19 protein-coding genes and 1 tRNA gene are annotated in these 19,155 nt (G+C 36.4%); 13 read left to right on the forward strand and 7 right to left on the reverse strand.

Annotation, left to right across the window (positions count from 1 at the left end; genetic code table 11):
* Positions 1–160 precede the first annotated feature (160 nt).
* Entirely contained in the window at positions 161–1,327 is a 1,167-nt protein-coding gene (gene metK / locus AC1MPL_RS08475; protein WP_479765408.1) for a methionine adenosyltransferase, read from the forward strand.
* Between the two features lie 437 nt (positions 1,328–1,764).
* Entirely contained in the window at positions 1,765–1,944 is a 180-nt protein-coding gene (locus AC1MPL_RS08480) for a hypothetical protein (protein ID WP_479765409.1), read from the forward strand.
* Positions 1,945–1,966: 22 nt separating this feature from the next.
* Here the strand turns inward: AC1MPL_RS08480 and AC1MPL_RS08485 are convergent, their stop codons facing one another.
* Complete coding sequence (locus AC1MPL_RS08485) at positions 1,967–2,524, reverse strand: FxsA family protein (protein ID WP_479765411.1); 558 nt, start codon at positions 2,522–2,524, stop codon at positions 1,967–1,969.
* A 241-nt stretch (positions 2,525–2,765) separates the two neighbouring features.
* On the opposite strand from AC1MPL_RS08485, the gene ruvC reads away from it, so the two are divergent.
* The 4 genes from ruvC (at position 2,766) to bioB (ending at position 5,513) form a co-directional block, all read left to right on the forward strand.
* A complete protein-coding gene (gene ruvC, locus AC1MPL_RS08490; RefSeq protein WP_023272134.1) occupies positions 2,766–3,308 on the forward strand; it encodes a crossover junction endodeoxyribonuclease RuvC in 543 nt (180 codons plus the stop codon).
* 254 nt (positions 3,309–3,562) lie between these two features.
* Complete coding sequence (locus tag AC1MPL_RS08495) at positions 3,563–3,919, forward strand: IS630 transposase-related protein (protein WP_479763665.1); 357 nt, start codon at positions 3,563–3,565, stop codon at positions 3,917–3,919.
* Positions 3,829–4,401 carry an IS630 family transposase gene (locus AC1MPL_RS08500; RefSeq protein WP_479766126.1) on the forward strand — a complete coding sequence of 191 codons (573 nt, stop codon included), beginning with the start codon at positions 3,829–3,831 and terminating at the stop codon, positions 4,399–4,401. Before AC1MPL_RS08495 ends, AC1MPL_RS08500 begins: the two co-directional genes overlap by 91 nt.
* A 116-nt stretch (positions 4,402–4,517) precedes the next feature.
* Positions 4,518–5,513 carry a biotin synthase BioB gene (gene bioB / locus AC1MPL_RS08505; protein ID WP_479765412.1) on the forward strand — a complete coding sequence of 332 codons (996 nt, stop codon included), beginning with the start codon at positions 4,518–4,520 and terminating at the stop codon, positions 5,511–5,513.
* 33 nt (positions 5,514–5,546) lie between these two features.
* On the opposite strand, the gene AC1MPL_RS08510 is transcribed toward bioB, so the two are convergent.
* The 4 genes from AC1MPL_RS08510 to msrB form a co-directional block, all read right to left on the reverse strand.
* Positions 5,547–5,687, reverse strand: a complete 141-nt coding sequence (locus AC1MPL_RS08510) for a hypothetical protein (RefSeq protein WP_479765413.1) — start codon at positions 5,685–5,687, stop codon at positions 5,547–5,549.
* A 128-nt stretch (positions 5,688–5,815) separates the two neighbouring features.
* Positions 5,816–6,163 (reverse strand): hypothetical protein, encoded by a 348-nt coding sequence (locus AC1MPL_RS08515; protein WP_479765414.1) that lies wholly within the window; start codon positions 6,161–6,163, stop codon positions 5,816–5,818.
* A gap of 200 nt (positions 6,164–6,363) precedes the next feature.
* On the reverse strand, positions 6,364–6,849 hold the full coding sequence (locus AC1MPL_RS08520; RefSeq protein WP_479765416.1) for a glutathione peroxidase: 486 nt from the start codon (positions 6,847–6,849) through the stop codon (positions 6,364–6,366).
* On the reverse strand, positions 6,846–7,265 hold the full coding sequence (gene msrB, locus AC1MPL_RS08525; RefSeq protein WP_479765417.1) for a peptide-methionine (R)-S-oxide reductase MsrB: 420 nt from the start codon (positions 7,263–7,265) through the stop codon (positions 6,846–6,848). Before msrB ends, AC1MPL_RS08520 begins: the two co-directional genes overlap by 4 nt.
* A gap of 152 nt (positions 7,266–7,417) precedes the next feature.
* Here msrB and AC1MPL_RS08530 point away from each other — a divergent pair, with 152 nt between their 5' ends.
* The 6 genes from AC1MPL_RS08530 (at position 7,418) to AC1MPL_RS08555 (ending at position 17,648) form a co-directional block, all read left to right on the forward strand.
* Complete coding sequence (locus AC1MPL_RS08530) at positions 7,418–8,653, forward strand: pyridoxal phosphate-dependent aminotransferase (protein WP_479765419.1); 1,236 nt, start codon at positions 7,418–7,420, stop codon at positions 8,651–8,653.
* A gap of 588 nt (positions 8,654–9,241) precedes the next feature.
* Positions 9,242–12,802, forward strand: coding sequence for a DNA polymerase III subunit alpha (gene dnaE, locus AC1MPL_RS08535; RefSeq protein WP_479765420.1), 3,561 nt, complete (start codon positions 9,242–9,244; stop codon positions 12,800–12,802).
* A gap of 16 nt (positions 12,803–12,818) precedes the next feature.
* Positions 12,819–13,658 carry an RNA methyltransferase gene (locus AC1MPL_RS08540; RefSeq protein WP_479766199.1) on the forward strand — a complete coding sequence of 280 codons (840 nt, stop codon included), beginning with the start codon at positions 12,819–12,821 and terminating at the stop codon, positions 13,656–13,658.
* A 2-nt stretch (positions 13,659–13,660) separates the two neighbouring features.
* Positions 13,661–14,470 (forward strand): serine O-acetyltransferase, encoded by an 810-nt coding sequence (cysE, locus tag AC1MPL_RS08545; protein ID WP_479765421.1) that lies wholly within the window; start codon positions 13,661–13,663, stop codon positions 14,468–14,470.
* A 94-nt stretch (positions 14,471–14,564) separates the two neighbouring features.
* The gene (locus AC1MPL_RS08550; RefSeq protein WP_479765422.1) at positions 14,565–15,515 is read left to right on the forward strand and encodes an ABUW_2363 family tetratricopeptide repeat lipoprotein; all 951 of its coding nucleotides are present in this window, start codon (positions 14,565–14,567) and stop codon (positions 15,513–15,515) included.
* A gap of 114 nt (positions 15,516–15,629) precedes the next feature.
* Complete coding sequence (locus tag AC1MPL_RS08555) at positions 15,630–17,648, forward strand: esterase/lipase family protein (protein ID WP_479765423.1); 2,019 nt, start codon at positions 15,630–15,632, stop codon at positions 17,646–17,648.
* Positions 17,649–17,689: 41 nt separating this feature from the next.
* On the opposite strand, the gene AC1MPL_RS08560 is transcribed toward AC1MPL_RS08555, so the two are convergent.
* Positions 17,690–18,115 (reverse strand): hypothetical protein, encoded by a 426-nt coding sequence (locus AC1MPL_RS08560; RefSeq protein WP_479765424.1) that lies wholly within the window; start codon positions 18,113–18,115, stop codon positions 17,690–17,692.
* A 248-nt stretch (positions 18,116–18,363) separates the two neighbouring features.
* On the opposite strand from AC1MPL_RS08560, the gene AC1MPL_RS08565 reads away from it, so the two are divergent.
* A tRNA-Asn gene (locus AC1MPL_RS08565) sits at positions 18,364–18,439 on the forward strand.
* A 62-nt stretch (positions 18,440–18,501) separates the two neighbouring features.
* On the opposite strand, the gene AC1MPL_RS08570 is transcribed toward AC1MPL_RS08565, so the two are convergent.
* Complete coding sequence (locus AC1MPL_RS08570; RefSeq protein ID WP_479765425.1) at positions 18,502–19,155, reverse strand: MiaE family protein; 654 nt, start codon at positions 19,153–19,155, stop codon at positions 18,502–18,504.

The following is a 19,155-nucleotide window of genomic DNA, read 5'->3' on the forward strand; positions in this document are numbered from 1 at the left end:
CTTTTAAACGATTGCTTATCTATTTTTTATATATTGAATAAAAGTAAAAATAAAGTCTATTTGCAAGAAATTTATTCAATTTATCTATCTTTTACTAGTCCTTCCTAACAAGTCGATGTAATATATCGGGTCTTTTAAAAATTACTGTAATAGGGCTTTCATGCGCGAGTACGCTGTTTTTACTTCGGAATCTGTAAGCGAAGGTCATCCTGATAAAATGGCCGATCAGATTAGTGATGCTATTTTGGATGCTATTTTGAAAGAAGACCCATATGCACGGGTTGCTTGTGAAACATTAGTAAAAACAGGTGCTGTTGTACTTGCCGGTGAAATCACAACAACTGCGAATGTGGATGTTGAATCAATTGTTCGCCAAACAGTAAATGGTATTGGTTACCACCACTCAGACTTAGGATTTGATGGTTCTACCTGTGCTGTCATTAATATGATTGGCAAACAGTCTCCAGAAATTGCTCAGGGTGTAGACCGCCAAAAACCTGAAGATCAGGGCGCAGGCGACCAGGGTCTAATGTTTGGATATGCTAGTCGTGAAACTGATGTGCTTATGCCAGCACCAATTTCTTATGCTCACAGACTTATGGAACGTCAGGCTAACCTTCGTCGCAATGGTACGCTTGCTTGGTTACGTCCAGATGCAAAAAGTCAGGTGACATTTGCTTACGAGAATGGCAAACCCGTTCGCTTAGATGCTGTTGTTTTATCTACACAACATGATCCTGATATTTCCCAAGCACAACTTAAAGAAGCTGTTATTGAAGAAATTATCAAGCCAGTCATTCCTAAAGAAATGTTCCATGCCAGCACAAAATTCCACATTAACCCAACAGGCAAATTTGTTATTGGCGGCCCTGTAGGTGACTGTGGTTTAACAGGCCGTAAAATTATTGTTGATACTTACGGTGGTATGGCACGTCATGGTGGCGGTGCATTCTCAGGAAAAGACCCATCAAAAGTTGACCGTTCTGCAGCTTATGCAGGTCGCTATGTTGCAAAAAATATTGTTGCAGCAGGGCTTGCAGATAAATGTGAAATTCAAGTAAGTTATGCGATTGGTGTGGCAGAGCCAACATCTATTTCTATTAATACCTTTGGTACTGCAAAAATAGACGAAGCGCTTATTATTGCACTTGTTCGTGAACACTTCGACCTACGACCATATGGTATTACGCGTATGCTTGACCTAGTACAACCAATGTACCAGCAAACAGCAACATATGGTCACTTTGGACGTAACGGTTCAGATAATGCATTCACTTGGGAAAAAACAGATAAAGTGGAAGCATTACGCCAAAGTAGTGGTCTATAAATCTTACAGTTCTAAAATAGATATCTATAAAGCCCGTTCATACGGGCTTTATTGCATGAAACCAACGATACTACTAGAAATTGTTGGTTTTTTATCTTCGTTCTGATGAAAATATATATTACTTGCTGTGACTGCAACAGCCACACCAAAACAGGTAAAAATACAAAAAGACCAAAAGCCAAAAGGGCTTTTAAGTGCATGCGACCCACAATGAGGACACGATTTCTGATGTAGTCTTCTTTTTTGATTACAACATGCGCACTTGTAGTGAGATATATACATCACAATGTCTCCTCTTGTTTGCTATATTATATTTATCTCTTTTTTAATTTTAGTTACACAACACTCATTTTTATCATATATTGTTTTAAACAAAATAGTTCAAATTCATAAAATATTTTTGTTAAAATCTTAGTTCGCTTTAAAGGTAATATTATATGGTTAAACTAATTAATAAAGGCAAGTTTAGAGAACGTGCAAACCGAAGTCAAAGCTACCAAAAGTCTGAAAACAATATTGCTCAATTAGAAAAAAACCGTCAATACGTACAGGATGATGAAAAGCTAAATCAAACACAAGATACCTTAAATGAGGTAAAAAAAAGCCCAACACGTTAGTTAGGCTTTTTAAATAAAACTTTTATTTTTTTCTTACATCTTTCAGTTCTATTTTATTGGTATCGGGTGTCACTTCTCTCGCTTCACCATCAATTACATTGGTATCTTTCCCCATCGAACCGCCAGACATTCCACCTTGCTGTTTCTGCATTTGCTCCATGAGATCTGCAAATGGATTACCAGCCCCACCTGCTCCACCCATCATTTTTTCCATCATAGACTGTTGGCGCTTTGCCATTGCTGATGTTAATGCTTGTACAACCAACTTTTGTACAGGTGGCAATAAAATTAATACTGCAATTACATCTGTAATAAGACCTGGAATAATTAGAAGCACACCTGCCAAAGCTGTTGCAATTTTACGAGAAACTGCTGCATCTCCTGAAAGCTGCCCTGTCATTTGCATCTGTTGCAACTGAGGCATAATACTTGATGTGCTTGATTTTAATAATTTAAAACCAATAATTGCCGCAAGAATAAACCAAAAAAAGACATACCATCCGCTAATGAATTGAGCAACCCCAACCCATACTGCAATCTCTAAGATTGCTCCGATGATTACTAGAAGAACGACTTTCATGAAACTTAGCTTATCCCTTTCAATAAATCATAATATTTAGCGCACCATATGCACACTAAACTTCGTATTACTGCTAAATATATGGGCAAGTTTTAATTTTTAAAGAGAAATGAATTCTTTTTTATCAATTTCTATAGTTACTAAATATAATTTAACCAAAGATTCTATAAAATTTAAGACTTTAAATCAGCAAAGACCTATAATTCATAGAAATATATATTTGTGATAGCTCTATTTTATTATGTCTTTAATTATTGGTATTGATCCTGGTTCTCGCTTAACAGGATATGGAATTATAGAAAAAGATGGTAATACATTAAAGTTTGTTGATGCAGGTACAATACGTACAGAGACACAAGAAATGCCAGAGCGCTTAAAACGAATTTTTGCAGGTGTTGAAAGGATTGTAAAATTTCATGGACCAACAGAAGCAGCCGTTGAACAAGTCTTCATGGCACAAAACCCTGACTCTGCCCTAAAACTTGGTCAAGCACGCGGTGCAGCGATTGCAGCCCTTGTAAACCTAGACCTACAAGTTGCCGAATATACAGCGCGGCAAATTAAACAGTCTGTCGTTGGGTATGGTGCAGCAGACAAAGAACAAGTTCAAATGATGGTAATGAGTATTTTAAAACTTTCTATTCGACCACAAGCCGATGCTGCCGATGGGCTTGCTGCCGCAATTTGCCATGCACATGCTTCAGGAAGTATGAGTAAAATGGCTGTTTTAAATGCTCTTGGCGGTATGGCAAGAGGCCGCAGTCGATCTAGTCGTCGTCGCTAAATTATATTAGACACGATACATTTGAGATATATAAAAACATTCAAATTTTCTAGATAGTTACAATTTTTCAAATAAATATGGAAAAACATGATACTTATTTCTTAATACAAAATAGAACAATGTACAAATTTAGGCACTAAAATAGCGCTATATTTTAAAAATTGCACCTAAATAGATATATTTAAGTGTAAAAAAATATCTACTTTTAAAATATACCTATAGTCAAACAATCAAAAATATAAGACAATATGGAAATGAGTTATTCAGAACATTTTAGACGAAAAGTTATAGCGAAGCTTGAGGAAGGACATTCCATACGAGCGGTATCGACACAATTTGAGATTGATAAAAATACAATTTTGAGTTGGAAAAAAAGAATTGAGGTTAAAAGAACTCGCCCACGGAAACCTTTTAAAATTGAGGATGATGCACTACGTGCTGATGTTGAGAAATATCCAGATGATTATCAATATGAGCGTGCTGTACGCTTTTCCTGCTCAGCTGCATCTATTGGTTATGCATTAAAACGTTTAGGAATCACAGTGAAAAAAAGACCTTACGCCATCCACAAGCAAAAGAATCCCTCAGATCCGCATTCACCAAAGCTTTAGATCATCTTCAAAAAAAGCATCCCATTGTTTATCTTGATGAAAGTGGGTTTAAATCACACGATTATCGACCTCATGGTTACTCTCCTAAAGGAGCACCATGTTATGGATTATTTAATTGGCAATTAAATAATCAGACCAATGCCATTGGTGCATTGTATGAAAATAAGTTGTTTAGCGTTGGGCTATTCAATTGTAAAATTAATTCAGATGTATTCCATTTCTGGGTAGAGCATTTTCTTATTCCTGAATTACCTAGACACAGCATCATTGTGATGGATAATGCGACGTTTCACAAACGAGCAGACACACAGGAGTTACTAGAACATCATGGGCATCATATTTTATGGTTACCGCCTTATAGTCCTGATTTGAATTCCATTGAAAAGACATGGGCATGGATTAAGAAAAAGAGAAAAGAATGGCAAGAGGATTGTATTGATCGACTCTTTCAGATGTTTTTTCATGTCTGTATGAGTAATTAGATTGTTTGACTATATACACTTTTTTAAAACTTTTGGAGTATTTTGCCTTATAGCTCTACATGGTTTTCTGTATCATGACTAATATAGACATATTGAATTTTACACGGAAAATGAAAATGACTGTACGAAATGATTGGGATCGCAAGGAAATCCAAGCTCTCTATGATCAACCATTTTTAGATTTAGTTTTTGAAGCACAGCGCGTTCATCGCGAAAACTTCCAAGCGAATGCCATTCAGGTAAGTACACTTTTGTCGATTAAAACAGGACGATGTCCTGAAGACTGTAAATATTGCTCACAATCCTCACGTTATGACTCTAAATTAGAAGCAGAAAAACGAATTGCTGTTGAAAAAGTCATTTCTGAAGCAAAAGAAGCAAAAGCATCAGGTTCATCACGATTTTGTATGGGAGCTGCATGGCGTAATCCACATGAAAGAGATATGCCTTATGTCATAGAAATGGTTAAAGAAGTTAAATCTTTAGGTATGGAAACATGCATGACATTGGGTATGCTAAACCAATCTCAAGCAGAGCGCTTACATGAAGCAGGTCTAGATTACTATAACCACAACCTAGATACTTCTCGTGAGTACTATACAAATATTATTAGTACAAGAACTTTTGATGATCGTTTAGATACATTAGATCATGTGCGTAATGCAGGTATGAAAGTATGTAGTGGCGGTATCGTTGGTCTTGGTGAAGGAAAAAATGATCGTATTGGTCTACTTCATGAACTTGCAACATTGCCTATTCACCCAGAATCTGTACCTATAAACATGCTTGTTCCTATTGAAGGGACACCTTTAGCAGATGTTGAAAAACTTGATGTTACTGAATGGATTCGAACCATTGCAGTCGCACGTATTATCATGCCTCATAGCTATATCCGCCTTTCAGCAGGTCGTGAATCTTTAAGTGATTCGGATCAGGCACTTGCATTCATGGCTGGTGCAAATTCAATCTTCTCTGGTGAAAAACTGCTTACAACACCAAATGCGGGTGATGGTAGAGATAAAGCTTTATTTCAAAAATTAGGTCTAACACCTGAGAGACCAAAGCCATCAGTTGCAGAACTGTCAGTTGATGCTATGTCTATGTCAGCATAGTACATTAAGGTCATAAGGAACGTTCGGCGTTCCTTATGATGTCACAAGAAGACCATATTTTGCTGTTAAAAACATTCCCTCTCTTAGTACATCTTCCCCAGCTGCATGCTTTACCGTCCATTCTTGACGAAATGAGTTGTATATCAACTCATCAAAACAATCATCGTAATACATCAACCACTCAATGGTTTCTGTTATATCTTCTCCAACAATATGATCATCTTTCATTTTTAGCGTATGTTGTTTATCTAATTATGATTATTATATAAAAAAGTACTACTGATGAAAGTAGTACTTTTTATTTAAGCGACATTTGGATAATGAATGGCTTGCCCTGCCTGTAAACATTTTACAGCATCATCATTAAATGAGATGGTCAGCAAATGTTTTTTTAAATTAATATCATGATGATGTATTAAAGTTTTTGCACCCTCATTTGTTGTTAAGTGGTACTCATCAACAATATTAAGAATACTGTCTAAATTTACTGTCATTGATGCAAAATCATGGTTAAAAATATCATCCATAATATTTAAGTTTAGTACTATGACACGCTCATTTGGATGCTGTTGTAAATAGTTTTCAAGAAAACGAATAAATTTATGTGCAAAGAAAAAATAATCTGTTTTGTGTATATATTCCATATTCATAATGACTATCTCCAATATGCGATTTATTACTAATAACGCTAAGCCACACATACAAAGTAAGAATATAGTCTTAAAAAATAATTAAACCTTTGTAATTTTAGTTATCAATTCTCAAAATAAGATTTTTTAATTATTTTTATAAATATATAGATACTTTTACTTTACGTAAAGAAAGGAACTCCTTTCTTTACGTATAAATCTTATTTTTTTAACGCAGATTCAATATCATTACTTAATATTTCTGGCTTAGTTGTCGGTGCATAACGACTCAGCACTCTACCATCACGACCCACTAAAAACTTTGTAAAGTTCCATTTTATATTATGTGTACCTAATACGCCTTTTACTTCACGAGTTAAAAATCTGAAAATTGGATGTGCTTCAGGTCCTTTTACATCAACCTTAGCGAACATAGGAAAAGTTACACCATAATTTTTTTGACAAAATAACCCTATTTCGTTATTGGATGCAGGGTCTTGTCCTCCAAATTGATTACATGGAAAGCCTAATACCTCTAGACCTTGATCTTTATATTGCTGGTATAGTTTTTCTAACCCTGCAAACTGTGGTGTAAAACCACACTTACTTGCAGTATTTACAATAAGCAAGACCTTACCTTCATAATCAGAAAACTTTTTTTCAAGTCCATTCAATAATTCTGCTTCTAGCTGGTAAATCGTTGTCATGGATATGTTTCTCCATCATTTTTTTCTTTTGTTTGTAAATTTAATGATGCTGAGTTTATACAATAACGCAGCCCTGTAGGTTGTGGACCATCTTCAAAAACATGACCTAAATGTGCACCACAATGATGACAAATGACTTCTGTTCTCATCATTCCATAACTTAAATCTTCATGTTCCTCTATGACAGCATGATTAACTGGCTGATAAAAACTTGGCCAACCACACCCACTGTCATACTTAGATTCAGATAAAAATAGCACTTCGCCACAACAACGGCACTTATACTCTCCTGCTTGTTTTGTATTCCAATATTTACCTGTAAAGGGTGCTTCAGTCCCTTTTTCTCTTGTAATTCGATATTCTTCTGGAGACAACTCACGTTTCCATTCACGGTCAGTTTTATTGACTTTTCCCATGATGAACTCCTTTCAATCTATAAAATTCAATAGTCTAATTTCTTTTCTTTATATTTACGCTACCAAAGACTAAAATGCTAGAAATATTTCACATAGATTGTGCAAATTAAGTAATCTCTTTTTCCTTAACATACATACAATTGGACAAAACTATGCCGGTTATAGGTAACACCACACCACGCGAAATTAAAAAGTCATCTAAATTAGAGCATGTTTGCTATGACATTCGTGGACCAGTGTTACGTGCCGCCAATGAAATGGAAGAGCAAGGGCACCGTATTATTAAACTAAACATTGGTAACCCTGCCCCTTTTGGTTTTGAAGCACCACAAGAAATTATTAATGATGTTGCGCTAAACTTACCAAATGCTGTTGGCTATACAGATTCAAAAGGAATATTTCCTGCACGGAAAGCGATTTGCCAATATTACCAACAAAAGGGTATTCGCGATATGCACGTAAACGATGTGTATATCGGTAACGGTGTATCTGAACTTATTGTTATGGCAATGCAGGGGCTACTTGATAATGGTGATGAAGTTTTAGTTCCAATGCCTGACTATCCATTATGGACTGCAGCAGTTAACCTATCGGGTGGAACAGCTATTCACTATAAGTGCGATGAAGAAGATAGCTGGTATCCTGACCTTGCAGACATGGAAAGTAAAATCACACAAAGTACACGCGGTATTGTGATTATTAATCCAAACAACCCAACAGGTTCAGTATACCCACGCCATATTCTTGAAAAAATTATTGCATTGGCTAAGAAATATGACCTTATTTTATTTGCTGATGAGATTTACGACAAAATTGTATACGATGGCATTGAGCATGTCTCTGTAGCTTCTTTAGCAGGTGATCAACTTTGTATTACCTTCAATGGTCTTTCAAAAGCATACCGTATCGCAGGTTACCGCTCAGGTTGGATGGCAATTACAGGTGATAAAACACGTGCAGAAGACTACATTGAAGGCTTAAACATGCTTGCTTCAATGCGTTTATGTGCAAACCATCAGGCACAGTTTGCTATCCAAACCGCTTTAGGTGGTTACCAAACGATTAATGACCTTATTCGTCCAGGTGGTCGCTTATACGAACAGCGTAATATTGCATGGGAAATGCTGAACGAAATTCCGGGTGTTAGCTGTGTAAAACCAGAAGGTGCAATGTACTGCTTCCCTCGCTTAGACCCTGAAATTTATCCAATTCATGATGATGAACGTTTAATGCTCGATCTATTACGTGCAGAGAAAGTATTACTTGTACAAGGAACAGGATTTAACTGGCCAACGCCAGACCATTTCCGTGTTGTTTTCTTACCTGCCGAAAATGAGCTACGTGAAGCAATACAACGAATCGACCGCTTCTTAGCAACAATTCGTTAATTATTAAAAGGCCTTTTCTATAAAGGCCTTTTTTTCATTATTTAGGATATTTAAAATTGTTATTATTCACTTGAGCACCAGCATATTTTACCAAAATATTTTCTAGATCGTTCGATTCATATTCTTTATGCAACCTCATAAGATGCAGAGAGTGAAAGCTGCGCGAGTATATAGTATTAATTTATGTTCCAAACTTAAACTATGGCGACGACCATGCCTATGTTTTTGTAATTCTGCATCACGACTGGCAGAAACCATTCCTGAAAATAGCTCTTTAGGCATACCACCAATCTTTTGAACTATGTATCAAAATATCTTTTTAAATGTCCATATCTCATATACAAGATTTATAAAGGCTAATTTTTATTTCGCAAGAGGTGTACTACATCTCCCCCAAAAAAATAGCAAAGCCAACTTCATCTTTATTACTTTCTATATACCCATATTTTTTTCAATGTTGATGCAAACTTAGAAATTAGATATATCATTATCAAATACTTTCTATTGCCTACTTTTTGATAGATGCAAATCATCTATTTGTACCATTCAGTGCTAAAATACAATCTGATTGAATAAAAGGAATCGTTAATGCAGTTTGTTCACCTTGGTATCCACACAGAGTTTTCAATTACTGAATCAATTGTTCGTATACCTGAACTAATTAAAACTGCGGTTAAGGAAGAAATGCCCGCATTGGCCTTGACAGACCTTTCGAATATTCATGCAGCGGTTAAATTTTTCAAGGCATGTCAAAACAACGGCATCAAGCCAATTTTAGGGACAACAGTTCGACTCGAAGATGCTGAACACAAAGCAATATTGCTGGCAATATCGAATAAAGGTTGGCTTAATCTCACAGAAATTCTTTCAAGAGGATTTATTGAGGGACAACAATTAGATATTCCCTGCATCAAAAAAGAATGGATTTTAGAACAACAAGAAGATCTTATTGTATTACTTGGTATCAATAGTGATATTGGGCAATTACTTTGCTCCTCTAACCCTCAAAAAGCAGAACCTCTATTTCAAGAATGGCATTCGAAATTTGGTAATCGGGTTTACTTTGCGATTACACGCACACAACGACCAAATGAAGAATTGTTTATTGCAGAAGCGACAAAACTAGCTGCAAAATATAACGTTGGGGTTGTCGCACACAATGACGTTCACTTCTTAAAAGAGACTGACTTTGAAGCCCATGAGGCGCGCGTCTGTATTGCCGATGGCTATGTACTTGCAGACCAAAGACGACCTCGCACATATAGTGCAGAACAATACTTCAAAACTGCTGAGGAAATGACAGCACTATTTTCGGATATTCCAAGCGCCATTCAAAATAGTGTAGAAATTGCGAAACGCTGCAATGTCAGTTTACAGCTTGGTAAATACTTCTTACCTGAATACCCAATTCCTGAAGGCTTTACCATTGATACCTACTTTGAGCACCTATCTAAAGAAGGTTTAGAAGAGCGATTAAATCAACTTTATCCTGTTGAAGAGCGTGATGAAGATTGGCCAAACATCAGAAAACCTTATGATGAACGTATTGCCTATGAAGTTGGCATTATTCTAAATATGGGTTTCCCAGGTTACTTTCTTATCGTCATGGACTTCATTCAATGGGCAAAGAATAACGGCGTTCCAGTTGGTCCAGGGCGTGGTTCAGGTGCAGGCTCACTGGTCGCTTTTAGTTTAAAAATCACAGATCTAGACCCTTTACGCTATGACTTACTTTTTGAACGATTCTTAAACCCTGAACGTGTTTCAATGCCTGACTTTGATGTTGACTTCTGTATCAGCGGACGTGACCGAGTTATTGATTATGTCGCACGTCATTATGGTCGTGATGCTGTATCACAAATTGCAACTTTTGGAACAATGGCTGCTAAAGGTGCTATCCGTGATGTCGCACGTGTACTTGGAAAGTCTTATGGTCTGGCAGATCGTATTTCTAAAATGGTTCCCACTAAGCCTCTTGGGGTAGATTTAGCAACTGCTATAGATATGGAACCACAGCTTAAAGATATTGTAACCAACCCATCGAACCCTGATAATGACGATGCAAGTGAAATTTGGGAAATGGCACTTAAACTCGAAGGTATTACTCGAAATACGGGTAAACATGCAGGTGGTGTTGTTATTGCACCCGGAAAAATTACCGATTTCTCTGCTGTACTGTCCGATGCAGATGGAACTAACCGTGTTGCACAGTACGACAAAGATGATGTTGAATCCGCAGGCTTGGTTAAATTTGACTTTTTAGGACTGCGTAACCTTACCGTGATTGAAGATGCAGTTCAAAATATTAATAAACGCATCCAAAGTGCTACACCACTCAATATTTCAAATGTGCCATTAGATGATAGCAAAGCTTATAAGATCTTTGCTGAAGCCAACACTACCGCAGTATTCCAATTTGAATCTGTAGGTATGAAGCGCATGCTAAAAGAGGCACGTCCAAGTAAATTTGAAGAAATTATTGCCTTCGTTTCTTTATATAGACCAGGTCCTATGGATCTTATCCCCGACTTCATACATCGTATGCATGGCGGTGAATTTGAGTATCTCCACCCTCTTCTTGAAGGTGTACTCGAACCTACCTACGGTATCATGGTCTATCAAGAACAGGTGATGCAAGCTGCACAGCTCTGCGCAGGTTATACACTTGGTGGAGCAGATCTACTACGCCGTGCGATGGGTAAAAAGAAACCTGAAGAAATGGTAAAACAACGCCAAATTTTCTTAAAAGGTGCAGCAGAAAAAGATATAGATGAAGCAACAGCAAACCATATCTTTGACTTTATGGAAAAGTTCGCAGGTTATGGTTTCAATAAATCACATGCAGCAGCTTATGCACTTGTTGCATACCATACAGCATGGCTAAAAGCACACTACCCTGCGGAATTCATGGCAGCTGTCATGACATCAGAAATGCAAGATACCGACAGTGTTGTTTTCCTTATTGATGACTGTCGCAACAATAAGTTAACGGTACTGCCACCATCTATCAACCAATCCATTTATCGCTTCCATGCCATTGATGCCCAAACCATCGTTTACGGATTAGGTGCGATTAAAGGTGTTGGCGAACAAGCTATGCAGTCAGTCATTGAGTCACGTGAAAAGAATGGACTTTACCAAGATTTATTTGACTTCTGCCATCGTATCGACCTCAAAAAAATTAATAAGAGAACTTTAGAAGCACTCATTCGTGCAGGTGCATTAGACTGCCTAGGTATAGAGCGCTCAAGCCTCATGGCACAACTGCCTGAAGCTGTTCAAGCTGCCGAGCAAGCACGACAAAACCGTGAAACAGGTATTATGGACTTATTTGGCGAAGTTGAAGAAGTTCAAAGAAAACCTGCCAAACCTGTAAAACCATGGGCAGATGAAATTCGTCTAAAAGGAGAAAAAGATACTCTAGGTCTTTATCTGACAGGTCATCCTATCGATGTTTACCGCCCTGAACTTAAATTTTTTATTCAAGCGAAATTAAATGAAATCACCCCAACACGGCGTGGTCAAACTACTATTTTTGCAGGTTTAGTTTTAGATGTTGCAAACTTTCCCAATCGTGTCCTCATTACATTAGATGATGGAACTTCACGTTTAGAAATTAGTTGTAACCATGAACGCTTCCAACGTTTTAAAGAAATTATACAAGTAGATCATGTCGTTGTCATGGAAGGTGAAATATATGAGCGTGAAGGCTTTGACCGCCCAATGGCTCGCCTTTCAAAAGCATTTAGCTTAAACGAAATTCGTCAAAAACGTGCCCAACATATTCAAATTAAGCTCAACTCGAACTTAATGACATCAACTTTTGCCAACGAATTAAAAAACCTCATTCAACCTTTCTGTAATGTTGATATGTGTCAGCATATTCCACTGTTATTTAAAGTCGATTTTGACTATGCCACGGCAGATATTCACCTATCTCCCGCTTGGCGTATTGCACCTTTAGATGATGTACTTGCAAAGCTCAGAGATTATTTTGGTAAAGAAACAATTCATATCGAATATCAAGTGAAATCGAAAGCTGCAAAAGTTGCAGTACAGGAAAAAATACCATCACAGCCAACTTCTAGCAACATGAGCATGGATAAAGCAATGGATCTTTATCATGCCGAAGTTAGCCAGTACTCTTAATTTATCAGGACAAAACATGCAAGACTTTGATCAATCAAGCACTTCTTCAAATTTAGGTCATATTCGTATTGTCATGGTAAATACAACCTTACCTGCAAACATTGGCAGTGCGCTACGTGCAATGAAAACAATGGATATTTCTCAACTTGTTTTAGTTGCACCAAAAACATATCCTCACCCAGATATTGATGCGCTTGCCGCAGGTGCAACAGATTTAATCGATAAAATTAAAGTTGTAGACACACTAGAAGAAGCGATTGAAGACTGTCACCTTGTATTTGGAACAAGTGCTCGTAGCCGAACTATTCCATGGCCTCTCTTAGATGTTCGACCCGCTGCTGAATTGGCATTAAAAAATATAACAGAGCAGCAACAAGAAGTTGCTATTGTATTTGGACGTGAAGACCGTGGTCTTACCAATGAAGAATTAGCACTCGCAAACTTTCATATGACCATCCCTGTTAATTCAGCATATGGCGTATTAAATGTTGCTCAAGCAATACAAATTGTATGCTATGAACTTCGTATGGCTTCACTCAATATTTGCTCGGCTAAAACCACCAATACATCAACAGATAAAATGCCTGTTACTGATCAGGCAGACATGGACTGGGATGAACCTCTTGTGACACAAAAACAAATGCAAGAGTTCTACCCACACATGGAAAAAATGCTTGAAGATATTGAGTTTTTAGACCCTCAAAATCCACGCCTTTTACCACTACGTTTAAGAAGACTATTTGGCCGTATACAATTAGACCGTATGGAATATAATCTATTACGTGGGGTATTTAGCCGCGTGCAAGCGATGCGTCATGGTAAATGGAAAAACAATAATAATCACAATGAGGATTGATCATGCTAAAACAGCTTAAAGAAGATATTCAAGCAGTTTTCACACGGGATCCAGCTGCTCGAAATACATTAGAAGTGTTAGTTACATACCCTGGTATACATGCACTCATTTTTCACCGTATGGCTCATGAGCTTTGGAAAAAAGAATTTAAAGTAAGTGCAAGAACACTTTCAGCTATAAGCCGTTTTGCAACAGGCATAGAAATACATCCTGGTGCAAAAATTGGTCGTCGCTTTTTCATTGACCACGGTATGGGCGTTGTAATTGGTGAAACGGCTGAAATAGGCAATGATGTTACGCTATATCATGGTGTTACCCTAGGTGGAACAACATGGAATAAAGGAAAACGACACCCCACACTTGAAGATGGCGTTATTGTTGGTGCTGGTGCTAAAATTTTAGGGCCATTTACCGTTGGGAAAAATGCTAAAATTGGGTCAAATACAGTAGTAACTAAAGCTGTTCCTGCAGATGTGACTGCAGTGGGTAGCCCTGCACGTTATATCTCAAAAAAAATTAATAAAGATGAACAAGAAAAACGTAGACGCGACTATGCAAAAAGTATTGGTTTTCAGCAATACGGTACATCTACAGATTATAAGGACCCTATTCTTGATGGAATGCGAGTACTCTTAGACCGATTACAGCAAAATGAAAACCGTATGAATACTTTATGCCAACGATTATCTTTACTCGATCCGACTTACAAAAAAGAGTCACAAAACCTTCCACCTTTAAGTCAAGAAGAGTTAAAAATTTTAGAAAATGTGCGACGTGAGTGTGAATCATACAATCAGCAATCAAAAGTTTAACTTTGTTACATGCTTTACATTGCATGAATATTTTCTTTTACATTAGACTCATGCTAAATAACTTTCAACAACAATATTGATATCGGACATACTCATGAAATTTAAAGTATTGGCAACAACACTAATTACAGCTTCTGTATTATCTGCATGTAGTACAATCACCCCATCTAAAAATAATAATACACATACAACAGAACCCAATACCGAAACTCAGCAACCTGTTATTTTTAAAGAACCAGCATTACCAAAACCATTTTACGCACTTAATCCAAGTGACTATGATGCACCATCAAAATTTGAAATGGACTTAAAAAAAGCAGATGCTCAACCTGTAACTAAAATGGTTGTTACAAGCCAACAAGATCCGTCCAAGACAGTTACACTTGATGTAAACCATCTTATTATTCCAACAATTGATGTTAAAAACTCTGAAATGATTTATGCACCTTTAGCAGGTCACGATCAGTTAGATGTCACAGCCATAGATGACTTCATTCAAATGGTTGAAGGTCAAGCACGCCATTACCCACCTCAATTTGAAAGTAAAAATGTCAGACGTGGTTTTGAAAGAAAGCTATTACAAACAAGTCAAGAATTAGATAAATACGCAGATAAAGACAATGCATCTTATGATATCTTATTACGTGCTTTTAAAACGAGTGTGCTCGCACGCAACTTAGATTTAGGACCACAATTTACAACCAAGTCATTAACTTACGGTCAACGTTTATTAAAAATCAATCCAAATGATCCTTTAGTAAACTTTTGGTTTGGATTTAACTTATCTGAAGGTGGTGGTCAGCGCGAGGCAATTCCCTACTTAGATAAAGCAATTAAAGGTGGTGTTCAAGAAGCATATCTATCTGCTGCAAATAATTACCTTTACTTAGAGCACAATAAAAATGCAATTACAACCTTACGTAATTATAAATTAAAATACCCTGAAGAAACGCAAGTTGTCGATCGTTTAATTAAAGAGATTCAAACACAAGGTCGTACAAATGTTTGGGAAAATCTTGCAGACATGAAAAAAGGTAGATACTAGACACTAAATATTATTACTCTCTATTATAAGGCTACCATTGAGTAGCCTTTTATATTTAATTTTTTTACAATTTGGCGTATATTCCATAAATTATTTATCTCCTTATTCAACTTTATGCTTAATTTTACAGCGAAATATCAATACATCATATCATCGCTTGTACTTACAACAATTACTTTTGGAGGCTGTCAAACTGTTAGTGTAAAACAGCAAGCATTTAATATTACTATTACCAATGAGCGTGATAGCATACTGACACATGATAAACTCAGTGAGGCAAGCTTAAATGTACTTTCTATGACAGGTAGAGAGTCTAAGATTTGCATGAATGATCCAACTTCATGTTTAAAAGATATTAAACAGATTCCACAAGTTCCAAATGAACAGTTTTTCTCAACAGCAAGCGAGTTATATCTCGCAAAAGCAATGTCGTTAGAAAAAACCTCAGCCTGCAAATCAAAAATAAAAGAAAATAATGTACTAACAGATAGACAAAAAGAAAAATTAACGGCGCAAAACCAATGTATTAATGAAGAGCTGCTAATGCTTGATCACAGTATCCGCTATAGTTATGCATACTTATTTAAAACAGAAAGACAACCTAACCAACGTATTTTCGATAATAGACAAGTCCAAGTTCGTGACTTTTATAATCAGGCAACCGCAAAATTATTGATGCTTTCATCTACACAACGACCAGCAAATACATCAAATGAAAGTTTCAAAATTGGAAATAATCAATACATTATAGATTTTTCAGACTACCCTGAATTTCAAAATCATAAAATTGAAGACTTTATATCAAGCTATAACTTAAATTTCTCAGGATTACGCTCAATTAATCGCCGTGATGGTTTTGGATCAGAATTTGTTACTGTACTTCCTATGCCTAAAATGCCTGAAGAGAATAAATATATCCTTGATCCATTGCATCATACATTTAAAGATACGGCAAACCCAAACATTCATCCACCACAATATTTAGCAACAACAATTGCTATTGAACCTAAAGAACATACAAGTCTCGATGCTCTGTTGACAAATGCACCTCTACTTATAAAGCTTTATGACCCTTATCAAAAAGAAAGCATTACTGTTGAGAATCAATCCTATCCTCTTGCAGCAAATTTCTCTGCACCTTATGGTCTTTGGCTTGCAAATAACAATTTAGGTCGAGCTGCATACCTATCTTTAATTGATAGAGATCAACAAATTATCATGCCTCATCTTTATATGCTTGAACCATATAATCCTAATAAAAAAATTATTGTCTTAGTACATGGACTTGCAAGTAGCCCTGAAGCATGGGTTCGACTGACAAACGATATTATGGGTGATAAAGTTCTTCGAGAACATTACCAAGTTTGGCAAATATTTTATTCAACCAATATGCCAATGATTGAAAGCCGTTATCAAATTTATGCACTTATTACCCAAGCATTTGGACAGTTAGATCAAAACTCTCCTTCTGCAAAAGATGCAGTACTTATTGGGCATAGTATGGGGGGAGTCATTTCTCGCTTATTGGTAAGTAATACAGATATTAGCCAAAATGCATTTAAACTTATCAAATCAAAACAACTAAGTAAGCATAATAAAGACCCTATCGTTTTAGAGCGTCTACAAATGCACTCTATTAATAATTTTGATCGTGCTATTTTCCTAGCAACACCTCACCGAGGAACAGAATATGCAGACCGCTGGTTTACCCGCGCAGCACGTAAAGTTATTCGTCTTCCAGGAGCCTTCTTAGGGGCAGTTGCCGACTCATTTCAAGGCGAAATTAGCCCTAAAGAATTTATTAAAATTGTTGATAATGGACTTATACAAAATGGACCAAGTGACCTGAGCTATAAATCAAAGTTTATGTTATTAACAGAAAATATTATGCCTAAGTCTGGACTAAAATATCATTCTGTTATTGGAAATATTACCCCTAGTACAGATCCTAATATAATTAGTGATGGTATTGTACCTTACAAAAGCGCACATCTTGCAGGTGCTGAATCAGAAAAGATTGTGCATGGAGGACATTCCATTCAAGAAACTCCTGAAGCTGTACTCGAATTACGTAGAATACTACGTCTACACCTTATTGAACATGGTTTATACAAGCAATTAAAGAGCAATTAAAATACATAGACATGAGCACAGAATAGTGCTCATTTTTAATATCAGATATGGCTTGGTCTTTCTAATGCGATAAAACTAAGATAAAAAGGTAGGCAATCTTTATTTAGCTCAAGACAAGTTTCTCTTTTTAAATCTTCCAACCATGCAGTTGCAACCACTTTCTTTATTTTTTGATCATATTTTAACGAATAAATGTAAAAATCTTCATCCACAATAGTTGAATTATTATACCAAAAATCATGATCAAGACTTTGTAAGTTTTTTACAAATGAAGAGGTCCACTTATGACCAAACCAAAGCTGTAATAAATCGCCTAAATATAGCTTCTGATCACTCACAATTGAAAATTTTATAGATGCACACTCTACCAACTGATAATATTGTTCAGGTTTTTTAAGAATATGAATATAATTTCTTTTATATGAATCTATATTATCAAAAATAGATTGGACTGTTAAATTATACATAAGAAGCTATTCTCCATTTTAGCCATTTTAGTGCTGGCAAGTTAGATTAAATCCACACTGTTTCAATCAAAATTGAAACACTTGTTTTATTACTGCGCGTACTTTACCAATATTTAAGATAAGTATGCAAATATTTTTCATAACTGACTCACCAATGTTTAAATAAAATACATTCACACATATTTTTAATAAAAATCTCTATGTTTACATTGACCTAAAGTAAATTATCTATATAATGGCCTACAGATTCTCCAATAGCTCAGTCGGTAGAGCGACGGACTGTTAATCCGCAGGTCCCTGGTTCGAGCCCAGGTTGGAGAGCCAAATATCAAAAAGCCCACTGTACAAATGTGGGCTTTTTTATTTTAAGATAAAAAGCCGAGTAACTACTCGGCTTTTTTAGGTATTCCACTATGAAACCTAAGAACTGTATCAGGCTGTAAAATTAGATTTTTTTCGACCTCTCTAAAGTGCGCAATACGATCACGAATGTCTTCTTCAGGATTCTTCATCTTTGCTGTTTTAGCAACATCCATCGCTAAAGCAAGATAGTCTTCATAATGTCGTGACTCAGATTTAAGCAAATAACGATAATAACGCCCTAACTCATCATCAACTAACGGCGATAAAGCATAAAATCGCTCACATGAACGGGCTTCTACAAAAGCACCAACAATTAAAATATCAACCAATGCTTCAGGTTCATATGTACGAATATCTTTTCTAAGCCCTGCTGCATAACGACCTGCACTTAAAGCTTTCCATTCTTGTCCACGCTGCTTCATTAAACCTAAAACTTGTTCATAGTGAAGCATTTCCTCACGTACAAGTTGTGCTAGCTTGACTTGTAAATCTGTAAAAAAGCTATAGCGAAACATAAGATTCATTGCTGTACCGGCTGCTTTCTTTTCACAGTTTGCATGATCTTGCATTAACAACTCTAAGTTATTTGTTGCCTTATCAAGCCATGCTTTCGGTGTTTCACATCCAAGAAATTGAATAACAGGTTGCATTAATTGATCAAAATTTACGGTTGACAT

The organism is Acinetobacter sp. N1-1, from assembly GCF_056711485.1.